Source organism: Mucilaginibacter sp. PPCGB 2223, from assembly GCF_001705515.1.
In the GTDB taxonomy this organism is placed as follows: Bacteria; Bacteroidota; Bacteroidia; order Sphingobacteriales; family Sphingobacteriaceae; genus Mucilaginibacter.
The window spans coordinates 2,067,130-2,084,926 of the sequence record NZ_MDJS01000001.1; the positions used below are offsets into that span (position 1 = coordinate 2,067,130).

Below are 17,797 nucleotides of genomic sequence, written 5' to 3' on the forward strand. Positions count from 1 at the left end.
TTGTCGGCCCGGGCCGATGTTTTAACAAAGGGCAGCAAATGTAACATAAGCAGAGATTACATGTAACATGGCTGAAGATGGCCGGAAAATACTTTTCGTATTTAATTTTATTTAGCTGTTTGTCAGCCATTTACAAACAGTTCAAAAAATGAAGAAGATTGTTACAGGATCAATCACGGCATGTACCTAACCCGGTTACTTTCGTCTTGTAAACCAATAATACCCATTATATTATGAATAAGAATCTTGTCCTGGCTTGGTCCATGGTCGTAGCGCTTGGTGGCTTTTTGTTTGGCTTTGATACGGCTGTCATCTCCGGGGCTGAAAAATCTATCCAGCAATTTTGGCAGCTTTCGGTCTTTGAACACGGGCTCACCATTTCAATAGCGCTGATCGGTACTGTTATCGGCTCCCTTTTAGGTTCCAAACCCTCAGACCATTTCGGCAGAAAGCCAACGCTATACTTTGTAGCCGCAGCCTATCTGGTTTCCTCTCTGGGTACCGCCTTAACAGACAGTTGGTATATATTCCTCCTTTTCAGGTTCTTGGGTGGATTAGGGGTAGGCGCATCATCGGTCACTGCGCCTATTTATATATCAGAGGTATCTCCGTCTGGTAACAGGGGGCGCCTGGTAGGGTTGTTCCAATTTAACGTGGTGCTGGGGATACTGATCTCCTACCGTTCCAACTACTTGATCAGCCAAGGCGGCGAGGCATCCTGGCGATGGATGCTGGGTGTTCAGGCCCTCCCAGCGCTGATATTTTTGATATTGATCCGCTTTATCCCCGAGAGCCCCCGGTGGCTCATCTTAAAAAAAGGCCATACGGAACAAGCACTGAAGATATTAAGGGTTATCACTCCCTTAAATTGCGATGAGGAACTGGCTGCTATCCAACAGTCAAAACTGGGCGTTGATCAGGATGGCGATACCGGGCTTTTTTCCGCTAAATATAAAAAACCGGTGATACTTGCTGTGCTATTCGCCTTTTTTAACCAGGTGTCCGGGATCAACGCTATTATTTATTATGCGCCAAGAATCTTTGAAATGGCCGGGCTAGGCGCACATTCTTCTTTATTGTCAACTGTAGGCATCGGGATGATCAATTTCATTTTCACCTTGCTGGCGATCAATGTGATAGACAAAGTGGGCAGGCGAACGTTGATGCTGATCGGTTCGGCAGGATTGATCACCTCTTTGTTTCTGGTCGCTTACACCTTTTACACCGGCCATTTCAGCGGGTTTTCCATTCCCATCTATATGATGATCTTCATCGCCTTCTTTGCTTTTTCGCAAGGGGCGGTTATCTGGGTATTTATTTCGGAGATATTTCCGAATCAAGTCAGGGCGAAAGGACAGACATTGGGAAGTTCGACCCATTGGATCATGGCCGCGATCATCGCCTTCAGCTTCCCATACCTGGCCGAGACTTTGGGTGGAGCGGTTACCTTTTCCTTTTTTGGAACCATGATGGTGCTACAGCTGATTTTTGTATGGCAGCTGATGCCCGAAACCAAAGGCAAATCACTGGAGCAGATCGAAACCAATATCCTGATACATTAAACAAAATGATCATGCATAACACTATTAACCGGACACCGGCTATTTGCTTTGGTGAAATTCTTTGGGATATGCTCCCCGACGGGCCCCTACCTGGCGGTGCGCCGCTCAATGTGGCTTATCACCTGAATAAATTGGGGGTAGCAGCCAGCATAGCCACCCGGATCGGGAATGATCATAACGGACAAAAGCTCGAACTGCTGCTGGATGGTTGGAACATTAAAAAAGGCCTGCTGCAAAAAGATACGGTCCATCCGACCAGTGAAGTGATTGCCCGTATGAACAACGGTAACGAGGTATCCTATGATATCCTGTTTCCCGTGGCCTGGGATTTTATTGGAGAAAGCAATAAGATCAAAGCACAACTGGAGCCTTCGTCCTATTTGATCTTTGGTAGCCTGGCTTCCAGGAACAAGATCTCCAGGGATACCCTGATGGACGTACTGGAAGCCGACTCAAAGAAGGTATTCGATATCAATCTCAGGCCGCCATTTGTTAACCGCGACATATTGGAAACCCTGCTGTTCAAGGCTGATATTGCCAAATTTAATGAGTCGGAGCTGGAAACCGCGCAGTTGTTGTTTGGCGGCTCTTTCAACAATGAAGCTTTACAAGTCAAGTTCATCCAGGAACATTTTGGGATACCGGAGATCATTGTGACCAAGGGGGAGTTCGGGGCCTCTTATTATAAAAATAGCGAAGCTTTCCGTGTCTGGGGCCAAGAAGTAAAGGTGAAGGACACCATAGGTAGCGGCGACGCGTTCTTAGCCGCGTTTATCGCTAACCATTATTTGAATAATGATCCTATGACCACCATCAAACACGCCGCAGCCATGGGGGCTTTCATCGCCACAAAGAAAGGAGGTTGCCCTGATTACAAAATAGAAGAATATCAACAAATAACAGCAGCATATTACAATTAGACCAATCTATAAATTAAATTCAATGAGAAAACTATTACTAATTTGTTCGTTACTTATGATGGTCATAAGTAAAGGATATGCACAATCCCGCATCATTACGGGAATTGTCAAAGACAACTCATCCAAACCTATGGACGGAGTTACCGTGGTGGTTGTAGAAACCCAGAAAGTTGTCTTTACTGACGCAACCGGGGTTTTTAAAGTCTCGGCAGCAAATGGACAGACGATCCGGTTTACGTATATAGGATTAAAAACGATCAATATTGTCGTCACATCGGATATCAAAGACTTGCAGGTTCAATTTAAGGATTCAGAAAGTAATAGTTTGAACGAGGTGGTGGTGACCGGTTATACCGCAGAAAGAAAAAAAGATCTGACAGGCGCCGTTTCCGTTGTCAACATCAAGGACATCAAGAATGTGCCATCCAGCAGCCCTTTATTGGCCTTGCAGGGGCATGTGCCGGGCTTATACATTTCGACAGACGGCTCACCTACAGGAGCCAACAACAGGCAGATCCTGATTCGGGGCGTTAATTCGCTTGGCGATGCCAGTCCGTTGTATATTATTGATGGCGTACCCACCACCCGCTACGAAGCTTTTTCGTCCCTGAACTCAAACTCAATAGCCTCCATACAGGTTTTAAAGGATGCCTCGGCCGCCTCGATTTACGGTTCAAGGGCCTCTAACGGCGTGATCATTGTAACCACGATTGACGGACACTCCGCTAAGGACAAGGTGAACATTTCTTTGAACACAAGCTACACGGCGCAAACGCTTAATCCCTGGGAAACACCGGTACTGAACGCGCAGCAAAGGGCGCAGGCACTTTGGCGCGCAGCGGTAAATGATGGTACGGATCCCAATCTGACTTTGCCAAATATCTACACTTACAACTGGAATAATGACTATAAGAACCCGGTATTGAACCAGGTCAACATCAATCCCCTGGTTGGTGGCTCGGCTTCGGAACCAGTGGGCGATACTAACTGGCAGAAGGCATTGTATAAAACAGCTTACATTAGCGCAAACGACCTGACTATTGCTTCAGGAAATGGCAAAAGCGGTATGTTATTAGATTTTGGCTATTATAACAATACGGGCCTGATCGATTTTACGGGGTACAAAAGATACAATGGCAGGATCAATGCCCACACTTCAGCGTTCGACGGGAAACTGAGGATAGGCGAGAATTTATTAGTGAGCCATTCCTCGGAAGTTACGGCAGTCAGGGACGTCGGCGGCGTATCTACTCCAAATCTGGCACTTACACTGGCACCCACTATTCCGCTCTACAAAGCAGACGGCAGCTATGGCGGGCCGATCGGCCCCGGTTATTCCGACCGGAATAACCCGGTAGATATGCAGTTTCTGAACAAGGATAATACCCATCAGCAGTTGATCGGTTTCGGTAATGCCTATGCCGAGATCGAGCCCATCAAGCGCCTGGTGTTCAGAACCAGCATCGGTTTTGATTATGCAGATGACATGACCAGGACGATTTTACTGGTTGGGAATGAAGGCCCGGTAAGATCCGTTAACAGCCTGGCGTTACAGCAAGGGAAGGAACTGACAACCACCTGGACCAATACGGTCACCTACAATTATGAATTCGGAAAAAGTAAACTGAATTTCCTCGGCGGTACAGAAGCGATCAAAGATGACTACCAGACATTTGGCGCTTACCGTGAAAATTTTGCGCTTACAGACCCCAGTTATTTCCAATTTGATGCCGGCTCAGGAACGATCAATAACAATGGCAGCGCTACGGGGTTTCGTTTATTGTCCCAGTTTGCCAAGATAAATTACAGCTACACCGGAAAATACCTGCTTTCAGCGACTATTCGCCGTGACGGCTCTTCACGCTTCGGCTCCAACAATCCTTACGGTTTCTTCCCTGCGGTAACCGCAGGCTGGCGGATCAATCAGGAAGATTTTATGAAAAATATTTCCCAGATCTCCAATCTTAAGCTCAGGGCAGGGGTCGGGCGCGTAGGTAACCAACAGATCGGGAATTTGGCCAGCTATGGGTTGCTTAAGGCTAATTACGGTACGATCGCGGCACCGCTTGGGGTGTTCCCCGGCGGCTGGCTGAATACCGGTACGGCTTATGACCTGAATGGAGCCAATACCGGTACTTTACCTTCAGGTTACGTTCAGATACAGGCTGCAAATCCAGATCTGAAATGGGAGTCGACAGATGAAATAAACGCGGGTATCGATTTCGGTTTATTTAACGATAAGATCACCGGTACCTTTGACTACTTCAGCAGGAATACCAGTAATATTCTGATCCAACCGCCCGTTGCCGGCGCAGTGGGCGAAGGTCAGTTACAATATGTGAATGGTGCTTCGAAAAGCAATAAAGGATGGGAGTTTACTTTGTCCTATGCAAATCATACGGATGGCGGGCTAAATTATATGATTTCTGCGAACGCTGGCCATTTTCACGATGAGATAACGGCATTGCCGGCATCAGTTCGCGCGGCATATCCGGGCGATATCAATCATCCGATCATCGGTCATTCGCAATATTCGTTTTTCGGCTATAAAACGGACGGCATCTTTCAAAGTCAGGCGCAGGTGAACAGTTCTCCAACACAAGCCGGTGCTGCTCCCGGCCGCATCAAATACGCCGACCTTAATGGCGATGGTAAAATCGACGTCAACGATCAGGACTTTTTAGGCACCTCGCTCCCAGGTTTGGAATATGGTTTAAACATCACCCTTAATTATAAACAATTTGACCTTTCGATCTTCGGCTCAGGCGTGGCCAGCAAAAAAGTTTTTGATAACTCCAAATTCTTCGGGTCATTCATTGATGTCAGAAATAACTTTGGCCCGGGGGTTCTGAATGCCTGGACACCGCAGAATACCGGATCGAAAACTCCGGCGTTATCATTGCTCAATTTAAATAACGAGGATCGCACCTCTGATTTTTACATCGTTAACGGCGATTACTTTAAGATCAGGAATATTCAGATCGGTTATAGTCTGCCAAAATCGATCGCCAGCCGGTTTAAGATAGAAAATATCCGGTTCTATCTTCTGGGGCAGAACTTAGCCATATTTAAATCCAAGGATTACTCCGGTAAGGATCCGGAAGTGGGCGGTAACGTTGATAATGTACCCATCCCTACTTCAGTAACTTTTGGTCTGAACGTCACTTTTTAACGCTATAATCATGAAAAGAATTATAAACCAAACAATTATTATCGCGGCGCTTATTATGGTGTCCGGTTGTAAAAAATTCCTGGACTATCAGCCACAGGGGGCATTGAGCATCGATCAGGCCAGTACACCGGCACAAGTTGACGGATTATGTACCGCGGCCTATGCCGCTATCGGCAATGACTTTTGGGACGGACCGATCACCAGTATGTGGGAATATGGGAGCGTGCGCTCGGACGATGCTTATAAAGGTGGCGGCAGCGTATCAGATCAGTTCCAAATGGATGTTTATGAACAGTTCTATCTGCTTAACCCTTCCAATAACGGTGCCGGCAATGACGGGTTTACCGCAACCTGGACGCGCTGTTATGGGGCGATTTCAAGAGCCGATGCCGCTTTGCGGGCGTTGAACAGTTTGACGGCTGCGCAATTCCCCAACAAGACAAAAAGGATCGGAGAAATGCGTTTCTTAAGGGGACACATGTTTTTCCTGCTCAAAGTTCTTTTTAAATACATACCGTATTTCGATGAAACGCTGACCAATGATCAGATTGCCAAAGTTTCAAACCGTCAATTTACCAATGATCAGCTTTGGGACAAGATTGCCTCAGACTTTCAAACCGCTATCGCCGATCTTCCTTTAACACAGCCCGGCGAACCGGGCCGGGCGAACCAACTTGCAGCTAAGGCATACCTGGCTAAACTCAGGCTTTACCAGGCTTATACGCAGGATGATAAAAACAATGTCACAGGAATTGACGCAACAAAACTCAGTCAGGTGGTTAGTTTGACCAACGACGTGATCAATTCCGGAATTTATCGTTTGAATGATGATTATGCCAAAAACTTCCTTTACGGTTACGATAATGGGCCAGAGTCGGTATTTGCCATACAATACTCCATCAATGACGGAACAGCATTTGGGCGATTGAGCATGGCAACCAGTCTGAATTACTTTGCCGGTGCGCCACAATACGGTTGCTGCGCTTTCCACATCCCTTCTCAAAATCTGGTCAATGCATTTAAAACAGATGTTAACGGACTGCCGTTATTCGATACCTTCAACACGCCTGGAACGGAAATGGTTAATGCTGCTGATTTTCAGACCAACGGTGTTGACCCGCGACTCGATCATACCATCGCGATCGACGGGCACCCTTTCAAGTACAACCCGGCCATTCCGTATTCCCATAGCTGGGAACGCGCTGCGGGCATTTACGGAGGCTTCGGCACTATGAAAGAGTTGCAACTCGCTACCTGCGCCTGTTTTAGCAAAGTTGGGCCATTTTATGGCACCTCGGTCAATCTCGATATTATAAGGTATGATGACGTGCTGTTAATGCAGGCCGAAGCACAAATCGAATTGGGGAACCCGGCAGCGGCGCTCCCCCTGATCAATCAGATCCGGACACGCGCTGCAAACAGTACCGCTTTGTTAAAAAATTCCAGCGGCAACAACCCGTCAAATTACCGTATCTCGACCTATTTGCCCGGTGTAAATATCCCTGTTTGGGACCAGGCCACAGCGCGTAAAGCCTTACGTTTTGAACGACGGGTTGAATTTGCGATGGAAAGCCCAAGATTCTTTGACCTGGTACGCTGGGGAGTTGCAGCCGAAACATTGAACGCTTACTTTGCTATTGAAAAATCAAGGCGCCCTTTTTTAACCAATGCAAAATTCACCAAGGGGACACATGAATATTTCCCCATCCCCCAACAGGAAATACAGTTCACCAATGGGGCTTATACCCAAAACAACGGGTATTAGCCCTTACATAAATAGCTGACCAGCGTCGGTCTGCCAGCAGACCGACGCTTTTAAAATACAGTCATGAGCCATCGATTGATCATTTTCTTCCTTTTTATATCTTTCTTCAAGAATACCTTTGCACAACAACCGGCTGAAGCTATACCTGGCTTTGTTTTTTATCATTTCAACAAAAAGCCGTTCACGGATAAAGATGTTCAAAAAGGTAAAAAGGCTTTTTTCGTTTTTTTTGATTCGGATTGCGATCATTGCCAAAGGGCAATAGCCACTATCGGTCAGCATTACCAGGAGTTTAATCACGCCATGATCTATTTAGTATCCCTGGACAGTCAGGATAAGATGCAATATTTCATGAAAACTTATGGCAAAGAATTGATCAACAGACCAAACGTAATGCTGTTGCAGGACCCGAGAAATGATTTCCTGATCAAGTTCAGGCCAAGAAAGTACCCGTCGATGTTTTTATATTCAGAAACCGGAACCATATTGATCTACGAAGACAATCCGGAAAACATTTTCCGGATATTTAAACAATTATGATCTCACTTACCTGATCGCGCTTGACTATGAAAAACAAGTCCCTACTTATGTTTGCGTTGATTTTTGTCATCATACATGGCATTGGCATCGCACAGGTTCTTCCTGCACATAGCTATAATGAGCAGTACCGGCCACAAATTCACTTTTCGCCGAAAAAAAATTGGATGAACGATCCGAATGGATTGGTGTATTATAAAGGGGTATACCATATGTTTTTCCAATATTATCCTCATAATATTATCTGGGGACCGATGCATTGGGGGCATGCCACAAGCAAGGATATGATCCATTGGAAACAGCAACCGATAGCCTTATACCCCGATAGCCTGGGTTATATCTTTTCTGGCAGTGTCGTGGTAGACACCAACAATACGACAGGCTTCGGAAAGGATGGAAAAACAGCCATGGTGGCGATTTTTACCCACCATGACCCTGTGGGAGAAAAAGCCGGAAAAACCAATTTCGAGAATGAAAGTCTTGCTTACAGCCTGGATGAAGGCTTGTCCTGGATCAAATATACGGCTAACCCAGTGCTGAAGAACCCCGGTATAAAAGATTTTCGCGACCCCAAGGTGATGTGGTACGGACCGCAAAAGAAATGGATAATGACCCTGGCTACAATGGACCACATTACTTTTTTTTCATCTCCTGATCTGAAGGACTGGAAAAAGGAAAGCGAATTTGGGAAAGACGTCGGTGCCCACGGCGGTGTGTGGGAATGCCCTGATTTGTTCCCTTTGCCGCTAAATGGCATTATGCACTGGGTGTTAATTGTCAATCTAAACCCGGGAGGGCCAAATGGGGGCTCGGCAACCCAATATTTTGTGGGTGATTTTGACGGTAATAAATTTGTGCCGGATGACCAGCAAACGCGGTGGCTGGACTACGGCCCGGATGAATATGCCGGAGTTACCTGGAGTAATACGGGAAATCGGAAAATATTTCTTGGATGGATGAGCAATTGGGAATACGCCAACTTGGTGCCTACAAAAGAATGGCGCAGCGCCATGACTATTCCGCGTGAACTATCTCTCAAAAAAATAGACGGACAGATTTTATTAGCATCGCTGCCGGTAAAAGAATTACAGGGTACTGTATTAAAAAGGGTGAACCTACCTAATAGCTATGTTCGTGATCGTTTCGATACCGGGGAATTGCCGGGTCAATTCATCTTAAAGTTCAATACGCGCAAATTAAAGAGTTACCGGATCAGATTAGCTAACAATAAGGGTAACTATTTAGTTATTGGCTATGATGAAAAATCCAACCATTATTTCATCGATCGGGGAAACTCCGGGAAGGCAAACTTTCAAAGTTCATTTTCCGGGTTGTCCACGGCACCCAGGCTTTCAAAATTCAAGAAATCGGATCTGGTTCTGGTTGTTGACCGGGCATCAGTTGAGCTCTTTGCCGATGAAGGCCTTACGCTGATGACCGCCATATATTTTTCGGCAGAACCTTATAACCACCTAACAATTGAAAGCTCAGATACGCTGTACATGAAACAGTTAGAATTAACCGCGTTAAAATCGATATGGGCCGATAATTAAATGTAACTAAAAGCTATCCGTCAGAAGCATTCCCTAACAATATCAAGTTATGCTTTATCAAAGAGTACCTACTATCACCGACAGATCGGTTTTATCCATTAACAGATATCTGACAGAAGTCGGCCAATTAAATAAATCCAGGGACACCTGCTCAAAAAACGGAGTTCAAAATACGGAGTTCAATTTAGCCCGCCATCAAAAAAAATTGGTCATCAATAACTTAGCCTTTGTCATAACAATAGCCAAGCAATATCAGTTCAGAGGCCTGCCTTTGGAAGATCTCATCAATGAGGGGAATATCGGTCTGATCCGTGCATCCAAAACATACAAAGACCAGGGTCATAAATTCATTACATATGCTGTTTGGTGGATACGCGAGTCGATTACCAGTGCCATTTCAAACCACGGCACTATCGTTAGGCTTCCTGACAACAAACTGAACACATTAAACGGGATCAGGAAATTCACCGCCTTATTTGAACAGCAGCATTTACGTGTCCCGACATCAGCTGAACTGGCTGAAGCTTTAGATGATAATGTAGAAACCATTGCGAATGTCTTGCGGAGTCAACTTATCGAACAACCCAGTTGTGCTGCGGGAAATGATCAAAAGGAATCTGATCTGATGGACCAGTTATCGGATAACACTACTTTTGCTGACGACGGTTTAAACAGAGAATATTCTACAACAATAGTCCGTGATTTATTAAATAACTTAAATTTAAGAGAACGTCAAATACTAGAGTTCCATTTCGGATTAGGTAATCACACGCCCCGTTCCTTTAAAGAAATTGCCGGATCTTGCGGAATAACGTCCGAGCGGGTGAGGCAAATTAAAGAGCAGTCCCTGGTTAAACTTCGAAAATTTATCAGCCGTGATCTTTTGGAATAAACGTAATAACCCAAAAGTTACAATCTTGTTAATAAAGAAAATCAACTGGCAGTGGATAATGCCAAGCTTGATGACACTTTTCCACCAAGTTAAATTAAAGATCAGTTCGCCGTTGCATCAGTTGCTATTAACAGGTCCTTTTTATCTGCCCCATGCTACGACGACGGCAAGCAATAGGAGGTATAACATCGTATGAATCGACCTCGGTTCACCTCATGATAGATTTAGGAAACAATGTGAAAGCCTTTGAGATCAAAAGCGCCAACTCGAATAATTTGATCGCCCAAGCTATTTGCGCGTATTGCCCGCTTTTCCAAAACATACCGTACGCTATCGCGGCTTTGAACGAAAAGGAAGTATACGGAAAAAAGATTGCGCTGAAACAGGCGAAAGAAAAGGAGCCGCAAAGCAGAGGTAATAATTTTCAGCGGAGGGGACGGGAATACCGGGTGTCCGGAAATGATGGACAGGAAGAAATTGACGGGAATAAATAGTAAGAAACAGCCGCTATCTTTCCGGCTGCTGGCCCATCAGGAGGCTGGCCTGCAGCTGTTTTAATTCAAAGAATGCAGGGTATTTCCCCGGCCTTTCTGCGTATAGGTATCGATATTGACAAATTGCGTTTCCCCGGCGCAGCTTAATATAAATCCATTACAAAAGGTATTCAAAGGCAAATGTGTCTAAACGGCGCCTCGATAACAGTGGTCGGAATTATATTTAAAGTTTAGTCGTTATTTTTAGATCTTTCGTCATAGATCATTTATTAAAATAATAAGTGATGAAAAACTGATTTACATCGAACACCATAGCCATATTTTGTTCACAAAAACTAAAAAGCCACAACTTACTCAGGATCAGGCTCCTGAATCTTAATAATAGCTTGTAAGTCTTCTGCGAAATTTTCGGAAAAAATGCCTGCCATGCTCACTTAAGGAGACGATCAAATTTGATTGTCGCCTTTTTTATTTTTATTAACCAACTGTTTTTTAGTGCTTTAAGAGGAAATTTCAAACCATAGAGCGCTTCGATATTTTCGTAAATATCGAACCTTATTCCATGACAAAGTGATTATATCGACCATTAATTACTTCAAATAATGATTTCATGTTCGATTTCCCTTTCAGGAGAATTATCTGATTGGACATCGGAAGTTTGGCCACGATGCATTTTAGCGGGTAAGTAAAGAAAATCCAGTATCACTTTGACTTGCTTTTCATTTGCCACTTCTTAGCGATGACTTTTCACCCCTACTGATAATTGGATTTTTTGACCAGTAGCCCGATGTCTTTGACAGCGATCTTCCGGCCATCCGTTTCTATGATGCCTTCGGCTTTAAACTCTTTTAACAAGCGGATCACGTTCTCCTCGGCGATGCCGGCCATGTTCGCCAGGTCCATCCGGGAAATGTTCAGCACAATATCCTGATCGGCTGATCCTTCTTTATATTTTTCCCGGAGCACGATCAAAGCGATGGCCAGCCGTTCTGCTGCTGTCCGCTGCGCTATAACGGAAATGCTGTTCGTCAGTACTGTAAATTCATGACTTAAAGCTTTTAACAAGCGCGCGGTAAAAACAGGGGAGCGCTGTAAAATAGCCGTAAAATCCTCTTTGGGGATAAAACTGAGCAGGCTGTCCTCGATGGTAGCGGCGGAATCGGGATACCGTTCTTCCGACAAAACAGCATGATAACCAATCAGTTCGCCCGGTCCGGCTACGTAAATAATCTGTTCCTTCGACAGATTATTCACTTTGTATTTTTTGACCTTGCCGCTGCGGATCAGGTAGATTCCGGAGGGAACGGTACCCTCCCGGAAGATCATATCACCCTTCCGGTAGGCCAGTTCGCTCTGGTGCGCCAGCAGGTCGGTACGATCCGCATCGGACAGCACGCTCAATGTGGATCCAGTGGTGAAATTCCACCGGTCAATGGGGAAAATTCCGGACAGGCTCATACGTAAAGGTACGCATTTTGGAAACTGATAAAAATCAGCTTTTGCGTTGACCTGTTTCGGTAAACCGGGTGTCCTTACTGCTTAAATTAGCGGATCATGAAAGTTTACCCTTCTTCTCCTTTCCCGCCGGTACCGGACGGACTGGCCGGGCCGAAAAAAGTGCAGCCGAATGCGGGCCTGTTCAATAACGACGCCGCCTTTGATTGGCTATACCCGGAGCATTTGCAATTATTGTCGCTCCGGCACTGGACACCTCTTGCCATTGCCCGGATGGCGGCGAAGTTCATGGCGGAACCGGGTGCCCGGGTGCTGGACATCGGCAGCGGGATCGGCAAATTCTGCCTGGCTGCCGCTTATGAGTTCCCCGAAACCTATTGGTACGGAGTAGAACAGCGGCATGAACTGATCTACCATGCCGAGGAAGCCAAAGGCTTTACCCGGTTGCCTAACGTGCATTTCATCTATGCCAATATGACCCAGGTGAACTTTAATGAGTTTGATCATTTTTATTTGTATAATGCCTTTTACGAGAATATCGATCCGGAAAACCCGATCGATGATACGATCGAAATATCCGAAAGCCTGTACAACTATTATACCCGTTATCTATTCAACGCCCTGGAAGAGAAGCCCGCCGGGACCCGCCTGGTCACCTTTCATCTCTCGGGAGAAGAGGTCCCGCCCGCTTACCGGCTGGTGAACGTCGCCTGCGACACCTTGCTGAAAATGTGGGTCAAAAGCTAAACTTATGGAAATCCTGAACTTACTGCGACGCCCCTTTCAAACTCGCCGGACAGACCCGCCCACGCGCAGCGATCTGTTCAATTTTACCCTTTTTCGTAACGATGCCAGCTTTGATGAACTTTACCCGGAACATATCCAGGCGCTTTCCCCGATGCACTGGACGCCGGTGGCTATTGCCCGGAAGGCGGCTGATTTTCTGGCGATCCCCGGTGCCAGGGTGCTGGATATCGGCAGCGGGGTCGGCAAGTTCTGCATGATCGCTGGCTTTTTTCACCCGGAAACCACTTTCTGCGGGATCGAGCAGCGGAACGAATTGCATACGATCGCCGGGATCACCAAAGCGGAAATGGACCTGCCCAATGTTCACTTTATGCACGGGAACCTGACAGAGCTGGATTTCGGCGCTTATGACCATTTTTATTTCTACAACCCGTTTTATGAAAATATGGAGCCGGACAGCCGGATCGATCATGCCGTGGAGGTTTCCTTTGAACTGTATGACGAGTACAGCAGGCTGATTTACCGGATGCTGTCCGAAAAACCGCCCGAAACCAGGTTAGTGACTTTTCACGCCCCGGACAGCCAGGTCCCTCCGGGTTACCGATTAGCGGAAAATACGTATAGCCGGGTACTGAAAATGTGGATCAAAGAATAAGTGATGTTTAGACCAAAACTGATCGATACTTTAAAAGACTACCGCAGGGAGCAGTTTTACAAGGATGCCGTTGCCGGGATCATCGTGGGGATTGTGGCACTGCCTTTGGCCATTGCTTTCGCCATCGCTTCCGGCGTATCCCCCGAAAAGGGGATCTTCACGGCGATCATAGCGGGTTTGATCATTTCTGCATTAGGTGGCAGCCGGGTGCAGATCGGCGGGCCAACGGGCGCCTTTATCGTGATCGTTTACGGTATCGTCCAGCAATTTGGCATCAACGGCCTGATCGTGGCCACTTTCATAGCCGGGATCATCCTGATCATTATAGGCATCACCAAATTAGGCAGTGCCATCAAATATATTCCCTATCCGCTGATCATCGGTTTTACCACCGGGATCGCGCTGATCATCTTTTCTTCCGAGGTCAAAGACCTCCTGGGCCTGCACATGGGTGCCGTCCCTGCTGACTTTATCAGTAAATGGATCGCGTTCGGCGGGCATATCGCTTCTGCTAATTTTTATGCGATCGGTATTGGCTTGCTCACGCTTTGGCTGGTCCTGCTGTGGCCGAGGATCACCCACAAGGTGCCCGGCTCCCTGATCGCCATCATCCTGACCACTTTTGCCGTCAGCTTTTTTCATTTGCCCGTCGAAACGATCGGCAGTCGTTTTGGAAGTATCCCTTCCTCGCTGCCGGGGCCGGTTATACCCGCCATCAGCTTTGGCACCTTGCAGCAACTGATACGGCCGGCGATCACCATCGCGCTGCTGGGCAGTATCGAATCCCTGTTATCCGCTGTGGTAGCCGATGGCATGACCGGGGGGAACCACCGCTCCAATACCGAACTCATTGCCCAGGGGATCGCCAATATGTGTTCGGCCATCTTTGGGGGCATTCCCGCGACCGGGGCCATCGCCCGGACCGCTACCAATATCAAAAGCGGGGGCAGGACGCCCGTTGCGGGCATCATCCACGCGCTGATCCTACTGGTCGTTATGCTTTTTGTGGGCAAATGGGCCGCCCTGATCCCGATGGCCACACTGGCCGGGATACTCGTGGTGGTGGCCTGGAATATGAGCGAGCTGGAAAACTTCCGGGCTGTGCTGCGAGGCTCCAAAAGCGATGCGGCCGTTTTACTGACCACTTTCGGGCTGACCGTTTTAGTGGACCTGACCGTCGCCATCGAGATCGGCATGATCCTGGCGGTTTTCCTGTTCCTGCGGAAAATGATGCAAGCGAGTTCGGTACAGCAAACAGATGAAGTGCTGGATACCGAACTTCCTAAAGGTGTGGAGGTGTTCGAGGTCAACGGCCCATTGTTCTTCGGCGCAGCTTATAAATTTAAAGAGGCGATGAAAGTCATCGAAAAGCCGCCGAAGGTGCTCATCATCCGGATGCGGAACGTGCCCGTGATCGATGCGACGGGTATCCGGGTACTAAAAGAGGTCCACGCCGCCATGAACAGGCAGGGAACTAAATTGCTCCTTACCGAGATCGGCAGCGAGCAGGTAACCAATGAATTAAAAAAAGCGCGTTTATTGTTCCGGATCGGAAAAGGCAATATCAGGGATACGTTTGAGCAGGCGCTCCGGCGGGCGAATGACCTGACCCTACCCGGGTAAAAGTCATTGCGTGCTCATCTGCTTGGCTATAGCTTGTTTAAGGCATTGAAGGTCCGTGGCGATCGCTTTCTGGTTCCGGGCAGGTGAGCCCGGGCGGGTTCCGGCTACCGGCAGCGGTCGGGTAAATAAGGTTGATCTTCTTCATGTCAATCCCAATAAAAGGGATCGCTATTTTTGAACGACATATTTTTTTAGCAATAAGGTGAAAAACAGGGCATTATCTCATCATAAATAGCTAACTTGGTGATCATGAAAAAGCTATTTTTGATGGCCTGCCTGTTGGTGCTCGCCCACAGCGGCTACAGCCAAACGAATGAAAAACTGCTCCGCAATTATTATCGCGCGTATGAGCAAAAGAACTGGAATCTACTGAAGTCTATTTTAAGCCCGGGCTTTCATTTCAGCAGCCCGGTTGATCAGCCACCTATTGATCTGGAAACCTACCACCGGCGGTGCTGGCCAAACTCGAAGAATACGAAACGGTTCGACCTGGAGAAAGTGATCATGGGTAACGATGATGCCTTTGTGACCTATAACGGTCACACCAATGACGGCCGGGTCTTCCGCAATACCGAATACTTTAAATTCAAGGACGGCAGGATCACCGAGAATGACTGCTATTTCGGGCCGGGCGTAAATTTCCCGAACAGCGGAAAAAAATAAGCTTACCGGATCAGGCTTTTTTAACGAATGCTGATTTGAGTGCCATCGCGCCAAATCCCTCGATCTTGCAATCGATATTGTGATCGCTGTCTACCAGACGGATGTTTTTGACCTTCGTGCCGGCTTTGATGGTTTGCGAGGTGCCTTTTACGGGGAGGTTCTTAATTGTGACGACCGTATCGCCATCCTGCAGCGTATTACCATTGCTGTCTTTTACCACAAAAGCCGTATCAACCGCCGGCTCTTCCGCAGCGTTCCATTCGTGCCCGCATTCCGGACAAACCAGTAAGCTGGCCAGTTCATAAGTATAAGAGGATCGGCAGATCGGACAAGGTGCAAGTTCAGTCATGACTATTCAATTGGTTGAATTGCAAAGGTAACAAATGTTACGGACTGCCGGGATGCGTCTTTTCTGTTTAAATGTCCTTTTGGCAATACAAGGACTATTTATTACTCAACTCCTCCGCCAGACCTATAAGAAGCCCCTCAACTCCGCGAATATAGCACAACCGATATAAGTTTTCATATTGTACAATCTCGCCAACAAGCTGAGCTCCATGCTTTTTCAGTCTTGATACCAATTCTTCAATATTCTCTACGGTAAACATCAGGCGTAAATAACCGAGAGCGTTTATAGGAGCCGCCCGGTGGTCTGAGAGGACAGGTGGGGTAATAAATCGTGAAATCTCCAGACGACTTTTGCCATCGGGTGTAACCATCATAGCAATTTCAACAGATTGCGAACCTAATCCGGTTACACGGCCGGCCCATTCGCCTTCTATCATTGCACGTCCTTCAAGCCCCATGCCCAATTCTGAAAAAAAAGAGATGGCGCTATCGAGGGATTCCACAACGATACCCATATTATGCATAATCAATTTGCCTTTTTCCATGATTTGGTCGTTATAAATTTCAGGTAGATAAAATTACCTTAAATATTCACGGCTTTCTGTAAGCCATCAATTTTTAAATGACAAACGCATGAATAAACTTTTAAATAAACACCTGTATATTTGCCTAACACTGTTAGATAATCTAAAGCAGTGAAACAAATGGCCAGTGCTGATAGAAAGCTACGCTTAAAAGAAGAGACCAGGAGAAACATCCTGGACGCAGCTATGCGTATAGGGAGGGAAGAAGGATGGCAGGCATTGAGTATGCGCAAGATTGCGGATATCATAGAATATACTCCGCCGGTTATTTACGAATACTTTGCCAACAAAGAAGCTTTGATGCTGGAGCTGACCAAGGTTGGTTACCGTATTCTGGCTAAAGACATGAAGGCCGCAAAAGAAAAACACCGCTTGCCCGAAAAGCAACTGGAGGATATGTGGCTAACCTATTGGAACTTTGCTTTCGCCGAAAAAGAGCTGTACCAGCTGATGTTTGGCATTGAGGTAAACTGTTGCGTTTGGGACAACTCGGTACCCGAAGCCGAAATACCGGCCAACATGATCTGGGAGGTGATCGGTGAACTGACAGGAATGGAGAACCCGCCCGAGGAGTTGATCTGTAAAAGGTATTACACATTCTGGTCGGTAGTGCACGGACTGATATCAATTAACCTGGTGCGCCAGGGTGTGCCCGACGGGATGAACGAAGAGGTATTGAAAGATGCCCTTGGCGGTATTATCCGCTCTATCAAGCCTGAAGCGAACTTGCTTCGTTAAGGTCTCTAATTAAAATTATTATTCACACTTAATCCATCTGCCTATGAAAACTAAACATTTCTATAACAATTATTTAACACTGTTAAATA

At 46.7% G+C, this 17,797-nt stretch carries 16 protein-coding genes; 13 read left to right on the forward strand and 3 right to left on the reverse strand.

The features are described from left to right. The first annotated feature begins 233 nt into the window (after positions 1-233). From BEL04_RS08980 to BEL04_RS09015, 8 genes are all read left to right on the forward strand, one after another. Positions 234-1,562 (forward strand): sugar porter family MFS transporter, encoded by a 1,329-nt coding sequence (locus BEL04_RS08980; protein WP_066002510.1) that lies wholly within the window; start codon positions 234-236, stop codon positions 1,560-1,562. Positions 1,563-1,573: 11 nt separating this feature from the next. Then, positions 1,574-2,482: a carbohydrate kinase gene (locus BEL04_RS08985; RefSeq protein ID WP_066003583.1), complete on the forward strand. Its 909-nt coding sequence runs from the start codon at positions 1,574-1,576 to the stop codon at positions 2,480-2,482. A gap of 55 nt (positions 2,483-2,537) precedes the next feature. Beyond that, positions 2,538-5,654, forward strand: coding sequence for a SusC/RagA family TonB-linked outer membrane protein (locus tag BEL04_RS08990; RefSeq protein WP_217493608.1), 3,117 nt, complete (start codon positions 2,538-2,540; stop codon positions 5,652-5,654). A gap of 10 nt (positions 5,655-5,664) precedes the next feature. Further along, the gene (locus BEL04_RS08995) at positions 5,665-7,419 is read left to right on the forward strand and encodes a RagB/SusD family nutrient uptake outer membrane protein (protein WP_066002514.1); all 1,755 of its coding nucleotides are present in this window, start codon (positions 5,665-5,667) and stop codon (positions 7,417-7,419) included. Positions 7,420-7,482: 63 nt separating this feature from the next. Further along, a complete protein-coding gene (locus BEL04_RS09000) occupies positions 7,483-7,959 on the forward strand; it encodes a redoxin domain-containing protein (RefSeq protein WP_083227827.1) in 477 nt (158 codons plus the stop codon). A gap of 26 nt (positions 7,960-7,985) precedes the next feature. After that, complete coding sequence (locus BEL04_RS09005) at positions 7,986-9,509, forward strand: glycoside hydrolase family 32 protein (protein WP_066002518.1); 1,524 nt, start codon at positions 7,986-7,988, stop codon at positions 9,507-9,509. Between the two features lie 49 nt (positions 9,510-9,558). Beyond that, positions 9,559-10,401, forward strand: a complete 843-nt coding sequence (locus BEL04_RS09010) for an RNA polymerase sigma factor RpoD/SigA (RefSeq protein ID WP_066002525.1) — start codon at positions 9,559-9,561, stop codon at positions 10,399-10,401. Positions 10,402-10,616: 215 nt separating this feature from the next. Further along, positions 10,617-10,895: a hypothetical protein gene (locus BEL04_RS09015; protein ID WP_139112967.1), complete on the forward strand. Its 279-nt coding sequence runs from the start codon at positions 10,617-10,619 to the stop codon at positions 10,893-10,895. A gap of 753 nt (positions 10,896-11,648) precedes the next feature. On the opposite strand, the gene BEL04_RS09020 is transcribed toward BEL04_RS09015, so the two are convergent. Continuing rightward, positions 11,649-12,290: a Crp/Fnr family transcriptional regulator gene (locus BEL04_RS09020; protein ID WP_254659558.1), complete on the reverse strand. Its 642-nt coding sequence runs from the start codon at positions 12,288-12,290 to the stop codon at positions 11,649-11,651. Between the two features lie 159 nt (positions 12,291-12,449). Between BEL04_RS09020 and BEL04_RS09025 the strand changes: the two genes are divergently transcribed. The 4 genes from BEL04_RS09025 (at position 12,450) to BEL04_RS09040 (ending at position 16,038) form a co-directional block, all read left to right on the forward strand. Next, positions 12,450-13,097, forward strand: coding sequence for a trans-aconitate 2-methyltransferase (locus BEL04_RS09025; RefSeq protein ID WP_083227828.1), 648 nt, complete (start codon positions 12,450-12,452; stop codon positions 13,095-13,097). Positions 13,098-13,101: 4 nt separating this feature from the next. Beyond that, complete coding sequence (locus tag BEL04_RS09030; RefSeq protein WP_083227829.1) at positions 13,102-13,752, forward strand: hypothetical protein; 651 nt, start codon at positions 13,102-13,104, stop codon at positions 13,750-13,752. Positions 13,753-13,755: 3 nt separating this feature from the next. After that, positions 13,756-15,375: a SulP family inorganic anion transporter gene (locus BEL04_RS09035; RefSeq protein ID WP_066002532.1), complete on the forward strand. Its 1,620-nt coding sequence runs from the start codon at positions 13,756-13,758 to the stop codon at positions 15,373-15,375. 249 nt (positions 15,376-15,624) lie between these two features. Further along, on the forward strand, positions 15,625-16,038 hold the full coding sequence (locus tag BEL04_RS09040) for a nuclear transport factor 2 family protein (RefSeq protein WP_083227830.1): 414 nt from the start codon (positions 15,625-15,627) through the stop codon (positions 16,036-16,038). Between the two features lie 10 nt (positions 16,039-16,048). Here the strand turns inward: BEL04_RS09040 and BEL04_RS09045 are convergent, their stop codons facing one another. Beyond that, positions 16,049-16,387: a zinc ribbon domain-containing protein YjdM gene (locus BEL04_RS09045; RefSeq protein WP_066002535.1), complete on the reverse strand. Its 339-nt coding sequence runs from the start codon at positions 16,385-16,387 to the stop codon at positions 16,049-16,051. Positions 16,388-16,481: 94 nt separating this feature from the next. Beyond that, on the reverse strand, positions 16,482-16,931 hold the full coding sequence (locus BEL04_RS09050) for a VOC family protein (RefSeq protein WP_066002537.1): 450 nt from the start codon (positions 16,929-16,931) through the stop codon (positions 16,482-16,484). Between the two features lie 159 nt (positions 16,932-17,090). On the opposite strand from BEL04_RS09050, the gene BEL04_RS09055 reads away from it, so the two are divergent. Beyond that, positions 17,091-17,708, forward strand: a complete 618-nt coding sequence (locus BEL04_RS09055) for a TetR/AcrR family transcriptional regulator (protein ID WP_066003593.1) — start codon at positions 17,091-17,093, stop codon at positions 17,706-17,708. Positions 17,709-17,797 lie beyond the last annotated feature (89 nt).